General features: G+C 38.4%; 18 protein-coding genes. 11 read left to right on the plus strand and 7 right to left on the minus strand.

Translation table 11 applies throughout. The features are described 5' to 3' along the window. The first annotated feature begins 6 nt into the window (after positions 1 to 6). From HYB91_RS01950 to HYB91_RS01985, 8 genes are read left to right on the plus strand one after another with little or no spacing between them, the layout of a single operon-like run. Complete coding sequence (locus HYB91_RS01950) at positions 7 to 1026, plus strand: branched-chain amino acid ABC transporter permease (RefSeq protein WP_002674209.1); 1020 nt, start codon at positions 7 to 9, stop codon at positions 1024 to 1026. Further along, complete coding sequence (locus HYB91_RS01955) at positions 1007 to 1777, plus strand: ABC transporter ATP-binding protein (RefSeq protein WP_002675831.1); 771 nt, start codon at positions 1007 to 1009, stop codon at positions 1775 to 1777. The genes HYB91_RS01950 and HYB91_RS01955 overlap by 20 nt, the downstream gene beginning before the upstream one ends. Then, positions 1777 to 2484 (plus strand): ABC transporter ATP-binding protein, encoded by a 708-nt coding sequence (locus HYB91_RS01960; RefSeq protein ID WP_002675829.1) that lies wholly within the window; start codon positions 1777 to 1779, stop codon positions 2482 to 2484. The genes HYB91_RS01955 and HYB91_RS01960 overlap by 1 nt, the downstream gene beginning before the upstream one ends. After that, on the plus strand, positions 2484 to 2993 hold the full coding sequence (locus HYB91_RS01965; RefSeq protein ID WP_002675827.1) for an L-2-amino-thiazoline-4-carboxylic acid hydrolase: 510 nt from the start codon (positions 2484 to 2486) through the stop codon (positions 2991 to 2993). The genes HYB91_RS01960 and HYB91_RS01965 overlap by 1 nt, the downstream gene beginning before the upstream one ends. Further along, complete coding sequence (locus HYB91_RS01970) at positions 2990 to 4147, plus strand: ABC transporter substrate-binding protein (protein ID WP_002674234.1); 1158 nt, start codon at positions 2990 to 2992, stop codon at positions 4145 to 4147. Before HYB91_RS01965 ends, HYB91_RS01970 begins: the two co-directional genes overlap by 4 nt. Positions 4148 to 4156: 9 nt before the next feature. Next, the gene (locus HYB91_RS01975) at positions 4157 to 5164 is read left to right on the plus strand and encodes a dihydroxyacetone kinase subunit DhaK (protein ID WP_002674237.1); all 1008 of its coding nucleotides are present in this window, start codon (positions 4157 to 4159) and stop codon (positions 5162 to 5164) included. 9 nt (positions 5165 to 5173) lie between these two features. Next, positions 5174 to 5803 (plus strand): dihydroxyacetone kinase subunit L, encoded by a 630-nt coding sequence (locus HYB91_RS01980; RefSeq protein ID WP_002675825.1) that lies wholly within the window; start codon positions 5174 to 5176, stop codon positions 5801 to 5803. Between the two features lie 16 nt (positions 5804 to 5819). Next, complete coding sequence (locus HYB91_RS01985; RefSeq protein WP_002675823.1) at positions 5820 to 6827, plus strand: uroporphyrinogen decarboxylase family protein; 1008 nt, start codon at positions 5820 to 5822, stop codon at positions 6825 to 6827. A gap of 60 nt (positions 6828 to 6887) precedes the next feature. On the opposite strand, the gene HYB91_RS01990 is transcribed toward HYB91_RS01985, so the two are convergent. Genes HYB91_RS01990 through HYB91_RS02020 form a run of 7 tightly spaced genes read right to left on the minus strand, consistent with a single transcriptional unit; the run spans position 6888 to position 13169 of the window. Further along, positions 6888 to 7871: a FecCD family ABC transporter permease gene (locus HYB91_RS01990; RefSeq protein ID WP_002675821.1), complete on the minus strand. Its 984-nt coding sequence runs from the start codon at positions 7869 to 7871 to the stop codon at positions 6888 to 6890. A gap of 12 nt (positions 7872 to 7883) precedes the next feature. Beyond that, the gene (locus HYB91_RS01995; protein WP_002675819.1) at positions 7884 to 8813 is read right to left on the minus strand and encodes an ABC transporter substrate-binding protein; all 930 of its coding nucleotides are present in this window, start codon (positions 8811 to 8813) and stop codon (positions 7884 to 7886) included. A 23-nt stretch (positions 8814 to 8836) separates the two neighbouring features. Next, on the minus strand, positions 8837 to 9064 hold the full coding sequence (gene csrA, locus HYB91_RS02000; protein ID WP_002667708.1) for a carbon storage regulator CsrA: 228 nt from the start codon (positions 9062 to 9064) through the stop codon (positions 8837 to 8839). Next, positions 9064 to 9507 carry a flagellar assembly protein FliW gene (fliW, locus tag HYB91_RS02005; protein WP_002675818.1) on the minus strand — a complete coding sequence of 148 codons (444 nt, stop codon included), beginning with the start codon at positions 9505 to 9507 and terminating at the stop codon, positions 9064 to 9066. The genes csrA and fliW overlap by 1 nt, the downstream gene beginning before the upstream one ends. Positions 9508 to 9525: 18 nt before the next feature. Continuing rightward, the gene (locus tag HYB91_RS02010) at positions 9526 to 10773 is read right to left on the minus strand and encodes a flagellar hook-associated protein 3 (RefSeq protein WP_002675816.1); all 1248 of its coding nucleotides are present in this window, start codon (positions 10771 to 10773) and stop codon (positions 9526 to 9528) included. Between the two features lie 22 nt (positions 10774 to 10795). Continuing rightward, the gene (gene flgK, locus HYB91_RS02015) at positions 10796 to 12667 is read right to left on the minus strand and encodes a flagellar hook-associated protein FlgK (RefSeq protein WP_253719589.1); all 1872 of its coding nucleotides are present in this window, start codon (positions 12665 to 12667) and stop codon (positions 10796 to 10798) included. Positions 12668 to 12677: 10 nt separating this feature from the next. Continuing rightward, on the minus strand, positions 12678 to 13169 hold the full coding sequence (locus HYB91_RS02020; RefSeq protein ID WP_002675810.1) for a hypothetical protein: 492 nt from the start codon (positions 13167 to 13169) through the stop codon (positions 12678 to 12680). A 121-nt stretch (positions 13170 to 13290) separates the two neighbouring features. Here HYB91_RS02020 and HYB91_RS02025 point away from each other — a divergent pair, with 121 nt between their 5' ends. The 3 genes from HYB91_RS02025 to HYB91_RS02035 all read left to right on the plus strand — a co-directional run bounded on the left by HYB91_RS02025 (position 13291) and on the right by HYB91_RS02035 (position 15344). Continuing rightward, on the plus strand, positions 13291 to 13899 hold the full coding sequence (locus HYB91_RS02025) for a hypothetical protein (RefSeq protein WP_002675808.1): 609 nt from the start codon (positions 13291 to 13293) through the stop codon (positions 13897 to 13899). 112 nt (positions 13900 to 14011) lie between these two features. Then, positions 14012 to 14716 (plus strand): HEAT repeat domain-containing protein, encoded by a 705-nt coding sequence (locus HYB91_RS02030; protein ID WP_002675807.1) that lies wholly within the window; start codon positions 14012 to 14014, stop codon positions 14714 to 14716. A 16-nt stretch (positions 14717 to 14732) separates the two neighbouring features. Next, positions 14733 to 15344, plus strand: a complete 612-nt coding sequence (locus HYB91_RS02035; RefSeq protein WP_010697920.1) for a Maf family protein — start codon at positions 14733 to 14735, stop codon at positions 15342 to 15344. Positions 15345 to 15522: the final 178 nt, after the last annotated feature.

Consider the following 15522-nt stretch of genomic DNA (forward strand, 5'->3'; position numbering starts at 1 on the left):
GACTGTATGAGAAAAAAGTCGATTATCTTAGATAAAATGATTAAAAAAATCGCTAAAAATCAGATATTTGTTTTAATTATACTTGCTGTTCTGGCAATATCTTTCCCGATTTTTGTTGACAATAATTACTATCTTGGCATAGCAATAATGTTCTTTATATATTCAATATTGACCTTATCTCTTAATTTAGTTACGGGTTATGTAGGATTTACGCTTTTGGGACAAGCGGCTTTCTTCGGTTTGGGGGCTTATGTTGCTGCAATACTTGGAACTCGTTTTCAAGTTGATTTTATTATCGGATGTATAGCTGCTTCTTTATTTGCTGGTATTTTTGGGGCAATGCTGGCTCTCCCGACTTTACGCATACGCGGCCGATATTTTGCAATTGTAACTCTAGGTTTTTCTGAAATCATGCGAATGATAGAGCTTAACTGGATGGAGATGACGCGAGGCCCTCAGGGAATTTCAAGGATACCGGGTATAGTAATTTTTGGGAAAGAGTTTGACTCATACAGATTTAAGTACTATGTTGGGCTGGTTCTTTTAATATTTGCCTTATATATAATTAATTCAATTTTAAATTCAAAACATGGGCGTGCCGTACGCGCAATAAAAGATGACGATTTAGCTGCCGGAGCCATTGGAGTAAATGTTTATAAATATACCGTTATTATATTTTCTATTTCAGCGGGTATTGCAGGAATGGCCGGAGCCTATTACGCTCATTATATGAGTTTTATTGATCCTAATGCTTTTAATTTTGAACAATCAATTTTAATTTTATCGATGGCCATATTTGGCGGATTGGGAAGTTTGCCCGGAAGTATTTTAGGCGCCTTGGCATTGACTATTTTACCTGAAGCCCTCAGATTTTTATCCGATTATCGGCAAATTATATATGGTCTTATATTGGTTTTGATAGTTATATTTAAACCCTCAGGTGTTATGGGTAAGATAAATTTTGAACGGATACGATCTATAGCAAATATGGAAAAGGAGGACTTAAATGTCGAATCCAATTCTTAAAATAACGGATGTAACCAAGCGTTTTGGCGGTATTATGGCTGTTGATAATATAAACATGTCCGTATATCTTGGAAAGATTCAAGGAATTATAGGCCCTAATGGAGCCGGAAAAACCACTCTTTTCAATTTAATATCAGGTATATATAAACCTACATTGGGGTCTATTCATTTTTGTGGTGAAGATATAACGAATTTGAAACCTCATAGAATAAACGAGAAAGGGATTGTGCGTACATTCCAAAATATACGCTTATTTAAGAATATGACAATATTGGATAATGTAATGGTAGGTTGTCATAACGAAGAAAATGAAAATATATTATCTGCTTTATTTAAAACTAAAAGACATAAAGTTGAAGAACAAAAAAATAAAAATAAAGCTCTGAGCCTTTTAGATAGAGTAGGCTTGATTCATCTTAGGTATGAAATGCCTGATTCTTTGCCTTATGGTCTACGGCGTAAATTAGAGATTGCACGAGCTCTGGCATCAAATCCTAAACTACTTATGCTTGATGAACCTGCTGCAGGTATGAATGAACAAGAAACAATAGAGTTGACCGAATTTATACAAAGTTTAAAATCAAAAGATATGGCTATAATGCTGATTGAACATGATATGAAATTAGTTATGAGCCTCAGTGACAGTGTTTATGTTATAAACCATGGACTAAAAATAGCGGAAGATTCTCCTGAAGAAATAGTTAAGGATAAAGCCGTTATTAATGCATACCTTGGAGAGGAGGATGTTTAGTGCTTTTAGAAGTTAAAGATTTACATGTCAGTTACGGAGAAATAAAGGCAATCCGTGGAATTAATTTTAATATTAATCAAGGTGAAATTGTAACTATCATAGGCTCAAATGGGGCCGGTAAAAGTACAACTTTAAACAGTTTAGCAGGATTGATAAAACCGGCATCCGGTACGGTTTTATTCAATGGTGAGGATGTTACAAAATTAGAGTCTTATGAACTTGTAAAAAAAGGAATTTCTTTGTCACCAGAGGGGAGACAAATATTTCCTAGAATGTCGGTAATAGAAAATCTTGAGTTAGGAGGTTACTTTAGAACTAGGACTGAATTAGAGAAAGGGAAAAACAATGTTTTTGAACTGTTTCCTATTTTAAAGGAACGCAGTTGGCAGTCTGGCGGAACTTTGTCCGGAGGTGAACAGCAAATGCTTGCAATTGGGAGAGCTTTGATGGCATCGCCTAAGATATTGATTCTTGATGAACCTTCATTGGGACTTGCACCTATAATAGTTAAAGAAATATTTAAAATGATTAGGAGAATTCGGGATGAAGGGATTACGGTTTTATTAGTTGAGCAAAATGCAAAAATGGCTTTATCGATTTCCGATAGGGGCTATGTACTTGAAACCGGAAAAATAAGATTGGAGGGTAAGAGTGAAGAATTATTAAACAACGAAGAAGTGCACAAATTATATTTAGGAGGCATATAGTGGTCATAACAAATGTAAAGCAAAAAAGCAGTCCGGCTTTGGATGGACAACGTAATATATGTCAGAGACGAGCTGCTACTATCAGTAATATGATAAAGTGTGCAGCTGAACGCGGGCTTGATAAACAATTTGCAAGAGATGCAATCTATAAGTACGGGCAAGACATTGCAGCAAATATGAAAAAGTCTTTAAAAAAAGATTTTACTATTGATGAATTTCTTGAAGTGTTTGCCTCACAGCCTCACTTTGATATTTATGAAATGGAAGTCGTAAAAAAAACCGAAGATATGTTCTTGATTCATTTTCACTATTGTCCTTATGTTGAAGAGTGGACAAAACAAGGTTACTGTGATGATGAACTTGCTGAGTTATGCGACATAACAATGGAAGGTGACAAGGCTATAGGCGATTGTTTTCCTAATTTGAGATTTACACTTGGAAAAACAATAGCACAAGGTCACTGCGTATGTGAATTATTATTTGAAAAGATAAAGGAGACGGAAAAATGAAAAAAATAAGGATATATATTTTAAGTTTATTAAGTGTTATATTGATATTAAATTCTTGTACAGGAAAAGACGAAGCAAAAACGACTGAAGACAAGGCAACTAAACCTATTTATTTTGCTTGGTACGGTCCGTTAACCGGAGATGCAAAGCAATACGGTGATACGGAAAAGATTGCTGTGGAGCTTGCTTTAAAGGATATCAATGATGCAGGGAATGGAGTTCTCGGCGGAAGAAAAATAATTGTAGACTTTTATGATGATAAAAATGATGCAAAAGAAGCGGTTAATATTGCGAATAAGATTGTTGCAGAAAAAAAATATCTTGCCGTAGTAGGAGGTTTCGGTTCTACACCATCAATGGCTGCCGCTCCCATATACGAGAAAGCAAAAATTATCAATTATTCGCCCACTTCATCACATGCGGATTTTTCATCATTGGGTAAATTTATGTTTAGAAATACGCCTACGCAACAAATTGAGACCACACAGTATGCAGATTATGTTTATACAAAGCTTGGAATTAAAAGTGTAGCCATTCTTAATGTAAATGACGACTGGGGAAATAATATTGCAAAAATATTTACCAACGAATTTGTAAAACTTGGCGGAAAAATAACCGATCTTCAAACTTATATACCGAACCAGACATCCGATTTTACTCCGATGATATCTAAAGCAAAAACAACAAACCCTGAAGCTTTTTTTCCCGTTGCCTATTATCAAGATTCTGCAAATATAGTAAGGCAGGCAAAAAATTTGGACTTTAATGTTCAAATGATTCTTTCAAGTTCTACACTAAAACAAGAATTGATAGATTTAGCTGGAGATATAGTTGAAGGAGCTTTTATAATGAATGCATATTCTCCCGATATAAATACGCCTGAATTTATCCGTGTAATTGGAGAATATACAAAGAGGACAGGAAAACAGGGAGATGCTTTTGTAATGCAAACTTATGATGTCGTTAAGCAGCTAGCAACAGCAGTAGATATGGCCGGCAGTGACGACCCTGTTGTTGTAAGAGAAACTTTAGCTAATATGAAGGGATATAATGCCTTATCCGGACCTTATAACATGAATGAATTAGGCGATGCTGTAAGATCTCTTGTTCCTATGTTTATTAAAAACGGTAAATTTACTAGGATCGATGATTAAGGAGCTACTATGAAAAAAATATTAAATAGACCTGAAGAATTTGTAGATGAAATGGTGGAAGGAATTTTATACGCCTATCCAGATAAAATAATGCCGTTAAATGGGGATAAGCGGGTTATTCTTAATAAAACAAAAAAAGACAATAAGGTCGGTATTGTTACTGCGGGCGGCAGCGGTCATCTACCTGTGTTTCTCGGTTATGTAGGTGATGGAATGCTTGACGGATGTGCCGTAGGTAATGTTTTTGCTTCTCCGTCTGCCAATAAAATGTATGAGATGATTAAAGCCTGTAATTTCGGAAAGGGTGTATTGTGTCTGTATGGAAATTACGGAGGAGATAAACTCAATTTTGAAATGGCAATGTCTATGGCTGAAATGGACAGTATACAGGTCAAAGAAATAAGAGTGATGGATGATATTGCTTCATCACCGATTGAGACAAAGGATAAGCGGCGAGGAGTTGCAGGAATGGTTTTTGCCTACAAAGTTGCAGGCGCTGCAGCTCAAAAAGGTTATGATCTTGAAAAACTTGTTTCGGTTACGGAAAAGGCTCTTGATAACATACGCACGATGGGTATAGCTTTATCACCATGTATAGTTCCTGAAGTCGGCAAACCAACTTTTTCAATCAAGGATGATGAAATGGAAATAGGAATGGGTATTCACGGAGAGGTAGGTATAGAGGTTTCAAAACTGAAAACTTCAGCCGAGGTTGCAAAAATGATTTTTGATAAAATTGCAACCGAAATTTCTTTTTCGAAAAACGATGAAGTTGCCGTAATGATTAACGGTCTTGGCGCCACTCCTATGGAAGAGTTATTTATTGTCTATCGGGATTTATTTAATATTTTAAATGGTCTGGGTGTAAAAGTAATAAGCCCTCATGTAGGGGAATTTGCAACATCAATGGAGATGGCAGGGCTTTCTATCACAATTATGAAATTGGATGATGAATTAAAAACCTTGCTTCTCCATGATGCAAATACGCCCTTCTATACAAATGCGAATAAAAAATAGGATATCGCTATGATTACAAAGGATATAATTTTAGATGTATTAATTGAAATAGCAAAGACTATGGATGATGAAAAAGGCTATCTTATCGAGCTTGACCAACAAAACGGTGACGGAGACTTAGGTATTTCTATGAGTGCAGGATTCAATGCTGCTGTTAATGCATTTAAAGATGACAGTGGAAAAGACATCGGTCTTGGTATTCTCAAAGCTGCGATGGCTTTTAATGAAAAAGCTCCTTCAAGTTTAGGTACCATATTATCATTCGGATTAATGGCTATGGGAAAAGCTTTTAAAGGAAAACAAGACTTAACTGGGGAAGACATTGCATCCGGCTTTTCAAAATTTAATGAAGAGATTATGAAAAAGGGAGGTGCAAAGCCGGGGGAAAAAACCATTGTTGATACACTTGTTCCTGTTGAAAAATTCGTTAGGGAAAATTTGGGTAAAATTCCTGATAGAGAACTTATAAAAGAATCTGAAAAAATCGCAAAAGAAGGTTCTGATTCAACACGGAATATGAAATCTGTTCATGGTAGAGCCGCTTACTATGCAGAAAAAAGTATCGGCATTCTTGATGGAGGTTCCTATGCAGGATACCTAGTATTTAAGGCTTTAAATAATTACCTAAAAAATAAGTAGTTTAGAGGTGTGAAGTATGAAAGAAAAAAGAAAATTGATTTTGGATGCTTTTAACAATAAGCATGTCCGAAGAGTCCCTGTAGGTTTTTGGTGGCATTTTGCAGATGAGTACAGACAATTCCGAGGTTTACTGGATGACGGAATTATTCAGGCAACAATTGACGGCACAAAAAAAATGTATGACGATTTAAAACCTGATATGGTAAAAATAATGTCTGACGGTTTTTTCGGCCATCCGTCAATTATGAAAAATGACATTAATAACATTGACGATATTAAAAAAATACGGTCGATAGGAAATTCGTCGCCATGGTATGATAAGCAAATAGATATGGTCAATAGTATTTTAGATTACTTTGACGGAGAGGTTGCTGCATTTTATAATATTTTTGCTCCGCTCAACTATATGAGGTTGTATACGGAGTGTTATAAAAAACAGCCTGATTTGTTTGTTAAACTTTTTTTTGAAGACCCGAATGCTATGTTGGAGGCTTCTTTAGAAATTGCTAATGACTTGCTTGTACTTGCGGATAAACTCAAAAGCAAAACAAAACTTGACGGAATATATTACAGTGTTCAAAGTGTTCAGTCACAAGATGCCGATTTAAATTTCCATCAAAAATATGTTTTGCCTTCGGATAAAAAAGTTCTTGATAAAATAAATTCTCTTTGGGACGATAATATTCTTCATATCTGCGGGTATGCCGATTATACTAATGATTTATCCTTTTATAAAGATTATAAAACTAAAGTATATAACTGGGCTGTAAATACTGAAAAAGTTTCTTTAGCAGAAGGGAAAAAATTCTTCGGCAATGCTTGTGTCCTTGGCGGGTTTGATAATAATAGGGGAACTCTTATTGATGTAGGTCCCGATACTGCAATTGAGAACTATGTTAATAGTTTGATAAAAGAAGCGGGAACTACGGGTGTTATTATAGGTGCAGATTGTACCATTGCTCCTGAGATCGGATACAAAAGACTTGAACAAGTAAGGAACTACGCTGAAAAGTATAGTAAATAAATCTCCTTCTATTTTAATTTTAATTGAACAGCGAGTAGTATTGCTGCCCGCTGTTCCCATTTACTTCCTCCTTAAAAGATATACGAAAAAAGGGCCGCCGACCAGGGCCATCAGGGTGCCGACGGGTAATTCTATGGGGGCTGCTATTGTGCGTGCAAAGGTGTCGGCTATCAGTAAAAATATCCCTCCGTTTAATATCGAAAGGGGTAAAAGATATTTGTAGTTGGGGCCCGTGATAAGTCTTACGATGTGGGGAATTACAAGGCCTACAAAACTTATGACTCCGACGAGGGATGTGGAAATAGCTGCCAAAAAGGAGGCCGTGAGCGAAATTAGAATTCGGCTTCTTGTAATGTTTAAGCCTAAACTGCCGGCCTTTTCGTCTCCGAATAAAAGGAGATTGCTCGGACGGATGGCTGCAAGGGCGGCTGCAAGGCCTATGAGGGAGTAGGGCAAGATAAGCTTAACATCGTACATGCTGCGTCCTGAAAGGTTTCCGCTTAGCCAAAGCATGATGTTTTGAATCTTGTCGTTGTTTAAGATTGTGATAAGATAGCTTACTCCTGCAAAAAAAGCGTTTACTGCAACACCGGCCAAAATAAGGCGGACGGTTTTTACTCCGCCCTTCCAAGCTAAAAGGTAAACCAAGACTGCCGCCCCCATCGCCCCTATAAATGCGAAAAGGGGGGCTGCCGTAACAAATTGCGGAAAGATCAAGAGGGCCAGTAAGAGCCCCAGCTTTGCTCCGCTCGAAATACCTATTATTCCGGGGTCTGCCAGCGGGTTTTGAATAACCGCTTGGAGCAGGGCTCCTGAAGCTGTAAGGTTTGCTCCGACTATGAGAGCTAAAATAATTCTGGGCATCCTTATGTCCCAAATAATTATAGAAAAATCGGAATTTTCATGATAGAATATAATTTTTATAATCTCACTGAGGGGGATTTTTGTGCTTCCGAAATAGATTGCAGCCAAAACGGATAAGGCCAGAAGAATGCAAGAAATAAAGAGAAAGATGAGCATTTTTCTTCGGCGTTCTTCCAGCATTTTTTTTACCCTTTAGTCTTCTGTTTCTCCGTAGATTATTTCTTTTAAATTCTCGACAGCCTGCATTATTTTAATATTCCGTGAAACGGTGTATAAATTACTGTCAAGGTCGTAGATTTTATCTTCTTTTACGGCCTTTACCTTCTGCCAAATTTCATTCTTTGCGAACTCGGCCCTGAGGCTCTCGGCCGTATCTTCGGAATTTGTGTGGGTAAGGCGTATGATGACATCGGGTTGATGTTTTACGATTTCTTCTATGTTTATGGGAACATAGGATTTGTCGAAGTCTCCGATATCGTTTGCTATATTGTGAATTTTTAAAACTTCCATCAAGCTTCCTGTGTAACAGTTTTTTGTTCCCATCATCAATTTTTTTGGAGAACCTAGAAGCATCAATACCTTGGGGCTTTTTTTGCCGTAAATGGAGCGGCGTACTTCAAGGGTTTTAGCTTCAATGGTTTGAATGACATGTTCCGCCTCTTTTTGTTTTGAAGTTATTTCCCCCAGATGTCTGATAGTATTTAAACATGCCTCATATGAATTTAAATCGACATATTCCGTTTTTATGTTTTGGTTTTGAAATATCTTATCCAACGTGGGTTTTGAGCCTAGTGAAGCCAAATAGATATCCGCATTCAGCCGTTTTACCGTTTCGATATCCGGCTGCATGGGCATTCCGATTTTTTCGGTTTTTGCATAAAGCTCAGGCATAGAGTGACGGCTTGAAGGCACGCCTGCAACATTTTTATAGCCGAGGTCATCTAAAATTTCGACTATGGACATAGTGCCTGCAATAACACGCGGCCCTGCCTCTGCCGTTGTCCGGTCAGGCAAGTCTTTTTTATCTTGTTTAAAAAGATCATTAATTTTTGAACAGCTTGCGGCGAATAAAGTTAAGGAAACAACTAATACGAAGTATATAAGAGTTTTTTTTGTTTTCATAGCAGAGTATTCTAATGTTATACCTATTTCTTTTTAATATGCAGTTCAGGTAGGTTAAGCTCGGTATCGCGGACTAAGGCTGCCCTGTTTTCGTTTTGAATTTCTTGGTAGATTTCTTCACGGAAAACCTTGACCGAAGGCGGTGCATCTACACCTATTTTTACCTGATCTCCCCGAATATCGATTATGGTAATCTCTATATCATCTCCGATAAGTATTTTTTGGTTTGTTTTACGGGATAGTATGAGCATCAGTTCCTCCCCGCAGCATTCAGCTCTGCAAGAATGTCGTGTTTGGTATTCCATTTTCCGTCATTTAAGACAGCCTGAAAAGCCTTTTTATTCTTTTTGTTTATGATAAGGGGTCCCTGCAAATTTGCCGTAATCGGGCTTCCCGCAGGCGGAATGGTAACAAGGGCAAAAACCAAAAGGTCTTTAGGAGATTCTGCCTCTATCGGTTTTAATAATTCGTCGTCTATATCAAGCTCATAATCGGGCCTGAACAAAAAGGGATCTATAACGATAAAGGCTAAATTTTGATCGTCTAGGGATTGAACCCAAAAGAAGGGCTCCTTTCTCGAATCCAACAAGGCGTATTTATGAAATTCTTCAAATCCGTAAAATCCGTCAACCAATTCTATTATCTGTTCATCCTGAATCTCAACAAGCCCCATAGCTTTTGTCTTAATTTCCATCGTAAATTCCATCCTATTCTATTTTAAGTAGTTTAAAAGCGAATCCCTGTAAAGTCTTCCCAATACGCTTAAAGAAGCTTGATGCGTATGTTCAAACATCTTTAGGTCGGTTATCGCTTTTGTAATGTCCAAGTCGGCTTCGCGCGACTCTGCTGCCGTTACATTTAAGGTTTGCGTATCAATGCGTGCCAAGATAACTTCGGCTCTTGAATACTTGGAACCTGTTTCGGCCATTCTTGTAGTAAGATTATGTATGCCCTCATCGAGGCTTCCCAAAACCTTTCCGCCCAAGGCTTCTTGATCTCCCGAAAGGAAGGCATCGCGGACGGCAATGGCTGCATCAAAAAGAGAGCCTCCCGAAACGCGTACCGAATTTGCCAAATTGTATGGCGGTCTTTGTTCGGCCTTTATCAAACCCAATTCGGATAAAACGGTGCTTCCTTCCGCATCTCTCAGCCAAAGCTGGCGGGCATCGGTAGTTGTAAGATTTAAGCCGCTTGTTATCGGGTCAAGGCTTGCTTTTACTGCGGCTCCCGAATCGTTTATCTTTGACATAATTGCATAAACATTGTCGCCTGCAATTAAGGGAATCTCAACCCCGTCAACCTCGATGCTTGTGTCTTCTTTTATGACAAAGTTTCGGGCATCGGTTTCCGAGATAAGAATTTGCCGCTCGGCCCAAAATACCCTGTTTCCGGCCTGATCGGCCCTCATAAAAGAAAGCTCATCGGTTTCAACTTCCTTTGAATCGACCGTGCCGTTGTATCTTACCTGAGTTATAAGGGCGGAACCTGCTCCGTCCACATCTCCCATCACAATTTCAAAGGGCTCGGTAAAACTTTTTGTTCCCGAAAAAACTCTGACACCGTCCGAGTTTACGGCATTTCCGTTTTGAACAAGTTCTTTTAAAAGTTCATCGGCCTCGGCTGCCATATCTTTTAAGTCGTCCGGTGTATAGGTTCCGTTTGCTCCCTGTACTGAAAGCTCTCTTAAACGCTGAACAACTTGGAGCGAATTATTCATATAGGTTTCGGCCGACATATATTGATCTCTCAAGGTTTTTGTGTTCTTTTCAAACCTTTCGAGGCGGGCAAGGTAGGATTTATATCTTACCGAGTGTCCTGCGGAAACGGGGTCATCTCTAAGCTGGTTTATCCTTCGTTGGGACTGAATCTGATTATTTAGATTATGAAGTCTCGATTCCTGATTCCTCATCGAAAAATTGCTGTCCGTGTGCTGAATATTTGTACTAATTCTTTTCATCATATTTTACTCCAAAACTTAAAAGCTAGACACCCATTCTGTTTATAACTGTGTCTATCATTTCGTTGATTACCGAAACAAATCTTGCAGAAGCGTTGTACCCGTGCTGAAATTTGATAATATCCGATAGTTCTTCGTCTATGTTTACGCCCGATACGGAATCTCTCATATCGTGTAATTCCTTTACAATGGCTATCTGTGTGTTTAAGGTCATTTCTGCCTGCTCGCCTTTTAGACCGATTTCGGTTACAGTATCGGCAAAAAAGTCGTCAAAGGTGGCTGAGCGGCCGACCATTATGGGAGTATTTCTGATTGCGGCTATTGCAAGAGCGGCTCTGTTGTCTCCCGGATAGGCGACACCTTCGGGACCCTTATAACCCGAAGCTATATTTTGTATGTCGCTTTTGATTACGGGATTTATTTCCATCCAGCCTGAAGGATGGGCTATAGGAGAAACCGCATATTGGGCTCCTGCCAATACATCAACCGCATTTGCTCTTCCCCAATCATAGGCGCCTTCCGGCCCGGCCTGAGAAAGCACACCGGAATAGCCTGCTAAAAATCTTCCCGAATCCTCGATATGGCGGATAACAAAGTCAGGATTTTCTTTATCAAGGCTTGTCATGCCTTTTAAAACAAGTTTATTGTTTTGGTCAAGGTAAGCAGCAACTTCGGAGCCTGATCTGTTAATTCTTTCTACAAGATCTGAAACCATATCCGTTGAATAATAGGGTACCTGCACAAGACCGTCCCCCGAAGAAAGGGTTAAAGTTCCTTCAAGTCCTATTTGTTCACGCGGATCAAGGGTGTTGGTGCCTGTAATTCTGAAAATATAGGAAGAATCGTATTCTCCATCTCCGTTTCTGTCAAAATTACCGAGAGTATTGTTTATAAAATATTGTTCCTTAAAAAAATCGATTCCTGTTTTTCCGTTGGGACTCATAGCATTTCTGTGTACATCGTTTACCAAATCGACAAAGTTCATTGTCATTGTATCCAGTTTTCTGATTTCGTCCCGAATATCCTTATCCCTAAGCTCAATCAAAGCGGCTAGTTTACCCGATTCAAAATGAGCTAAATTACCGGAATCTTCCCAGATAACGTCCGCATATTTATCGTTTTCCGTTGAGGCCTTAAAATCGAATGTTCGGTGTGTTCTTCCCTGTACTATTTCCAAACCGGCCGTATGAATGACATAAGTTTCGTCTTCATCTCTTTTATCTACGGAAATATCTATGAGGGAGGAAAGTTTTTCGGTTAAAAGGTCTCTTTTATCCATCAAGTCATTGGGATTGTCCCCCATAGCCTTAACTTTCACTATTTCTTCGTTTAGTTTGGCTATCCGGCCTGTTAAGTCGTTAACCTGCTTTACGGTTGCTTCTATGTCGCCGTGTACCATGTCCCTTATGCCCTGTAAACCGCGGAATTGATGATGAATGGCATCCGTTAAGGTTTCGGTTCGGGTGCGGACAACCTGACGGGCAGCATCCGACTCAGGGTAGAGCGACAACTCCTGCCAAGCCTCCCAAAATTGGTCCATTCGGGTTCGGACGGAAATGTCTTCGGGTTCATTGTGAACCTGTTCCAAAAGGGCAATATAAGAATTTCTTGTTTCCCAATAACCAAGGTCATCGGTAGCCCCTATAATTCTTTGATCCAAAAGTTCATCCCTTAATCGGGTAATCGAAGCTATGGTAACACCCTGTCCTATTTGCCCGGGAGTTTCAGCCCTTGTTAAATCGGGTCTGTAAATAGGCTCAAAAGCCTCGAGGTTTACCCTCTGCCTAGTATATCCCTTCGTCGAAGAATTCGAAATATTGTGACCTGCCGTTTGAATCGACTGCTGGTGAGCAAACAAACTCCGTTTTCCTAATTCTATTGCATCAAATGTCGCCATTTATATCCCCCTATAAGACCTCATTTAAAACGAGGCTTGTTATTTCCGTATTAACCCGTTTTCCTGCCGCCGTATAACACTTTCCGTTTCTTTCTTCCGAAATAATATCGACCACGCCCTTAACCAAGGCTTGAGCGTGTGAAACATAATTTGAGAAGACGTCATTTTCAATCTTTGAATAAAAAACTTTTTCTTTTAGTTTTTCATATAAAGAATCGATCTTTTTTCTCTCCGATGAAGTAAATTGTTTTGTATGCATGTAAAAGTCGAATTCTTGATAATCATCCTCATCAGGCTGCAAAAGTCCGTATAACCTTTTATCCAAATCCGAAAATTTTACGGAAGCCTCATTTAAGGAACTCAAATTTCGTTCACTTTCCTGCCAATCTCTATCTAAAACGCCTTGGTACATAGCCTTTTGCAAATTATAGATATTATCAATTAAATCGATTTGTTCATGTAAAATGCTTTTTATGTCTGCTGCAACCGAATGTTTTTCCATAGCAATCTACTCCTCAGAACCAGTATCGGCATATAAAGAAAAAGCATTAGATATTTTTTAATTTATGAAAGGGGTAAATTTTTAGTTGACGTAAGCCGAAAATAAATGTATTATAGATGGTATGAAAAAGAATTTTTATTTTTTAGGCTTATGCCTTGTTGTAATTTTAATAGGTTCGTGTGCATCCGCACCTGAAACAAAGCCTGTTTCTGCGGCTGAAACCCAGGTAGAAGAAAAGTCTCAGCAGGTTCAGGAGCCCGCAGTTGTTGAAAAACCTGTAGAAGAGGCAAAACCTAAGGCTGAAGCACCCAAAACGGCAGATGAAGAGGTTGTAGCCCAATTTGAAGGCGTTTCAATTACGAAAAAGGACAAAGAAATAGCTAAGTCCGAAATTGAAGAGGTTGTAAAAAAATTAAACGAGATAACGGCAAAAAAGGACTATGGACGTTGGAGATACTGGCTTTCAAAAGATTATATAAAAGAATTTTCAAAGCCTGAAGTGTTAAAAAAAACCAGTGATGGTCTTCCCTCAAACTTAAAGGGAAAGCAGTTAAAAAGCATCGAAGATTATTTTTACTATGTTTTTGTACCATCAAGACAAAACGGAAGGGTAGATGATATTGTTTATCTGACTCCTACAAAGGTTAGGGTTCTGAAAATCACGGCTACGCAAAGTTTAATATTTTATAATCTTGAAAAAATAGATGACAGATGGCTTTTAGTACCTTAATAAGCCCTAAAAATAGACTTAAAAGTAGAAAAAGCCGATTTTACTACTTGACTTTACAATGAAAATGATTGAAAATAGAGATATACGTACCAAACTAAGGGGGTAATTGGAAATGCGACGAAAGTCTTTAGTTTTTATAATGATGATATTGTTTTTGGGATCAGCCATGGTCTTTGCACAGGACCAGAGCTCCGATTCTATGATGACTGTCGAAGAGGCCTATCTTAATTCGATGGAAGGCGTAATTCTTAGAGAGATGGTTCTTTCAGAAGGAAGAGATGCTAAATTTGTAGCCTTACAAGTAATTGAAGAAGCTATTGAAGGCGGAAGGGTGACTCCCGAATTACAGGAAGCTCTTGATTCTCTAGCGACTGTAGGTCTTACCACGCTTGTACGTGAAAACGGAAGGCTTGCAAACAACTATCCGGATGTTAGAAGAGAAGCTTGCCGCCTTTTAGGAAAAGTTAAAAACGAACAGGCAAAGAAGTCTCTTTTGACGGTTATGTACACCGATAATGAGCCGGTAGTAATTATGGAAGCCGTTAAATCCTTAGGTGAGTTAGGATTTAACAATAACGACGAAGTTGTAGACATGATAAACTTTATCAACAAAAAATTCGACATCGTCAATCCTACAAGCTCCTTGGCTCTTGAAGTTCTTAATGCTTATGAAAAATTAGCTCCCACCGTAAAAAATAAGAGAGGGATGACTGAAAGTATTATGAGAATTGCCAATAACTTTAACTACATAACTCCTGTTAGAAACAGAGCTCTGGAAGTTTTAAAATCAATAATGGCCGGACAAAATAAGAACTAAAATTTAACTAAAAATAATGAAAGAGCTGATTTTAGCTTCTGCATCACCCAGACGAAAAGAGATACTCGATTCGCTGGGTGTTTTATTTTCCGTTAAAATTTCAAATTTTGATGAATCTTCAATAACCGAAAAGGATCCCGTAAAAAGGTGTATTTTAACTGCGCGGGGTAAGGCTGAAAGCCTTTTTAAGGCCTTACCGCAAAATGAAGCTTCTCAAAAGCTTATCTTGGCGGCAGATACCCTTGTTTTTGCCGAAAATACTGCCTTTCCAAACGAGAAAATAATCTTCGGCAAGCCTAAAAACGAAAAAGAAGCCGAGATGATGCTCAAAAGTCATTCCGGCTCGCTTCATTTTGTGGTGAGTGCAATCTGTCTGCTTGATTGTAAAACAGGTCAAATAAACGAAAAACACAGTGTTTCTAAAGTTTTCTTTAAAAAGCTTTCCGATAAAGAAATTTCCGCCTATCTAAAAACCGATGAATGGAAGGATGCTGCAGGGGCTTATAAAATTCAAGGTAAGGCTTCCTTTTTTATCGAAAAAATCGAAGGCTCATATACCGGCATAGTCGGTCTTCCGGTCAGGGAATTGTATGAAATCTTAAATAAAACCGAATTTAGGATTCTTTAAACGAAAACCGCCGAATTTCAAGTTTTTAGATAAAACTCTTTTAGGTAAATCTTGTCAAGCACTATACAAAATCTTCAAAAAACTATATAATAGCCCCATGCCGTTTTTTACGGTAAATATCCGGGAGGATGTACAGCTCTAAGATCAGCCCCTAGTCGGCTTGATGGGCTGTAGTCTG

This window comes from Treponema sp. B152 (genome assembly GCF_024181665.1).
Lineage (GTDB): Bacteria > Spirochaetota > Spirochaetia > Treponematales > Treponemataceae > Treponema_B > Treponema_B denticola.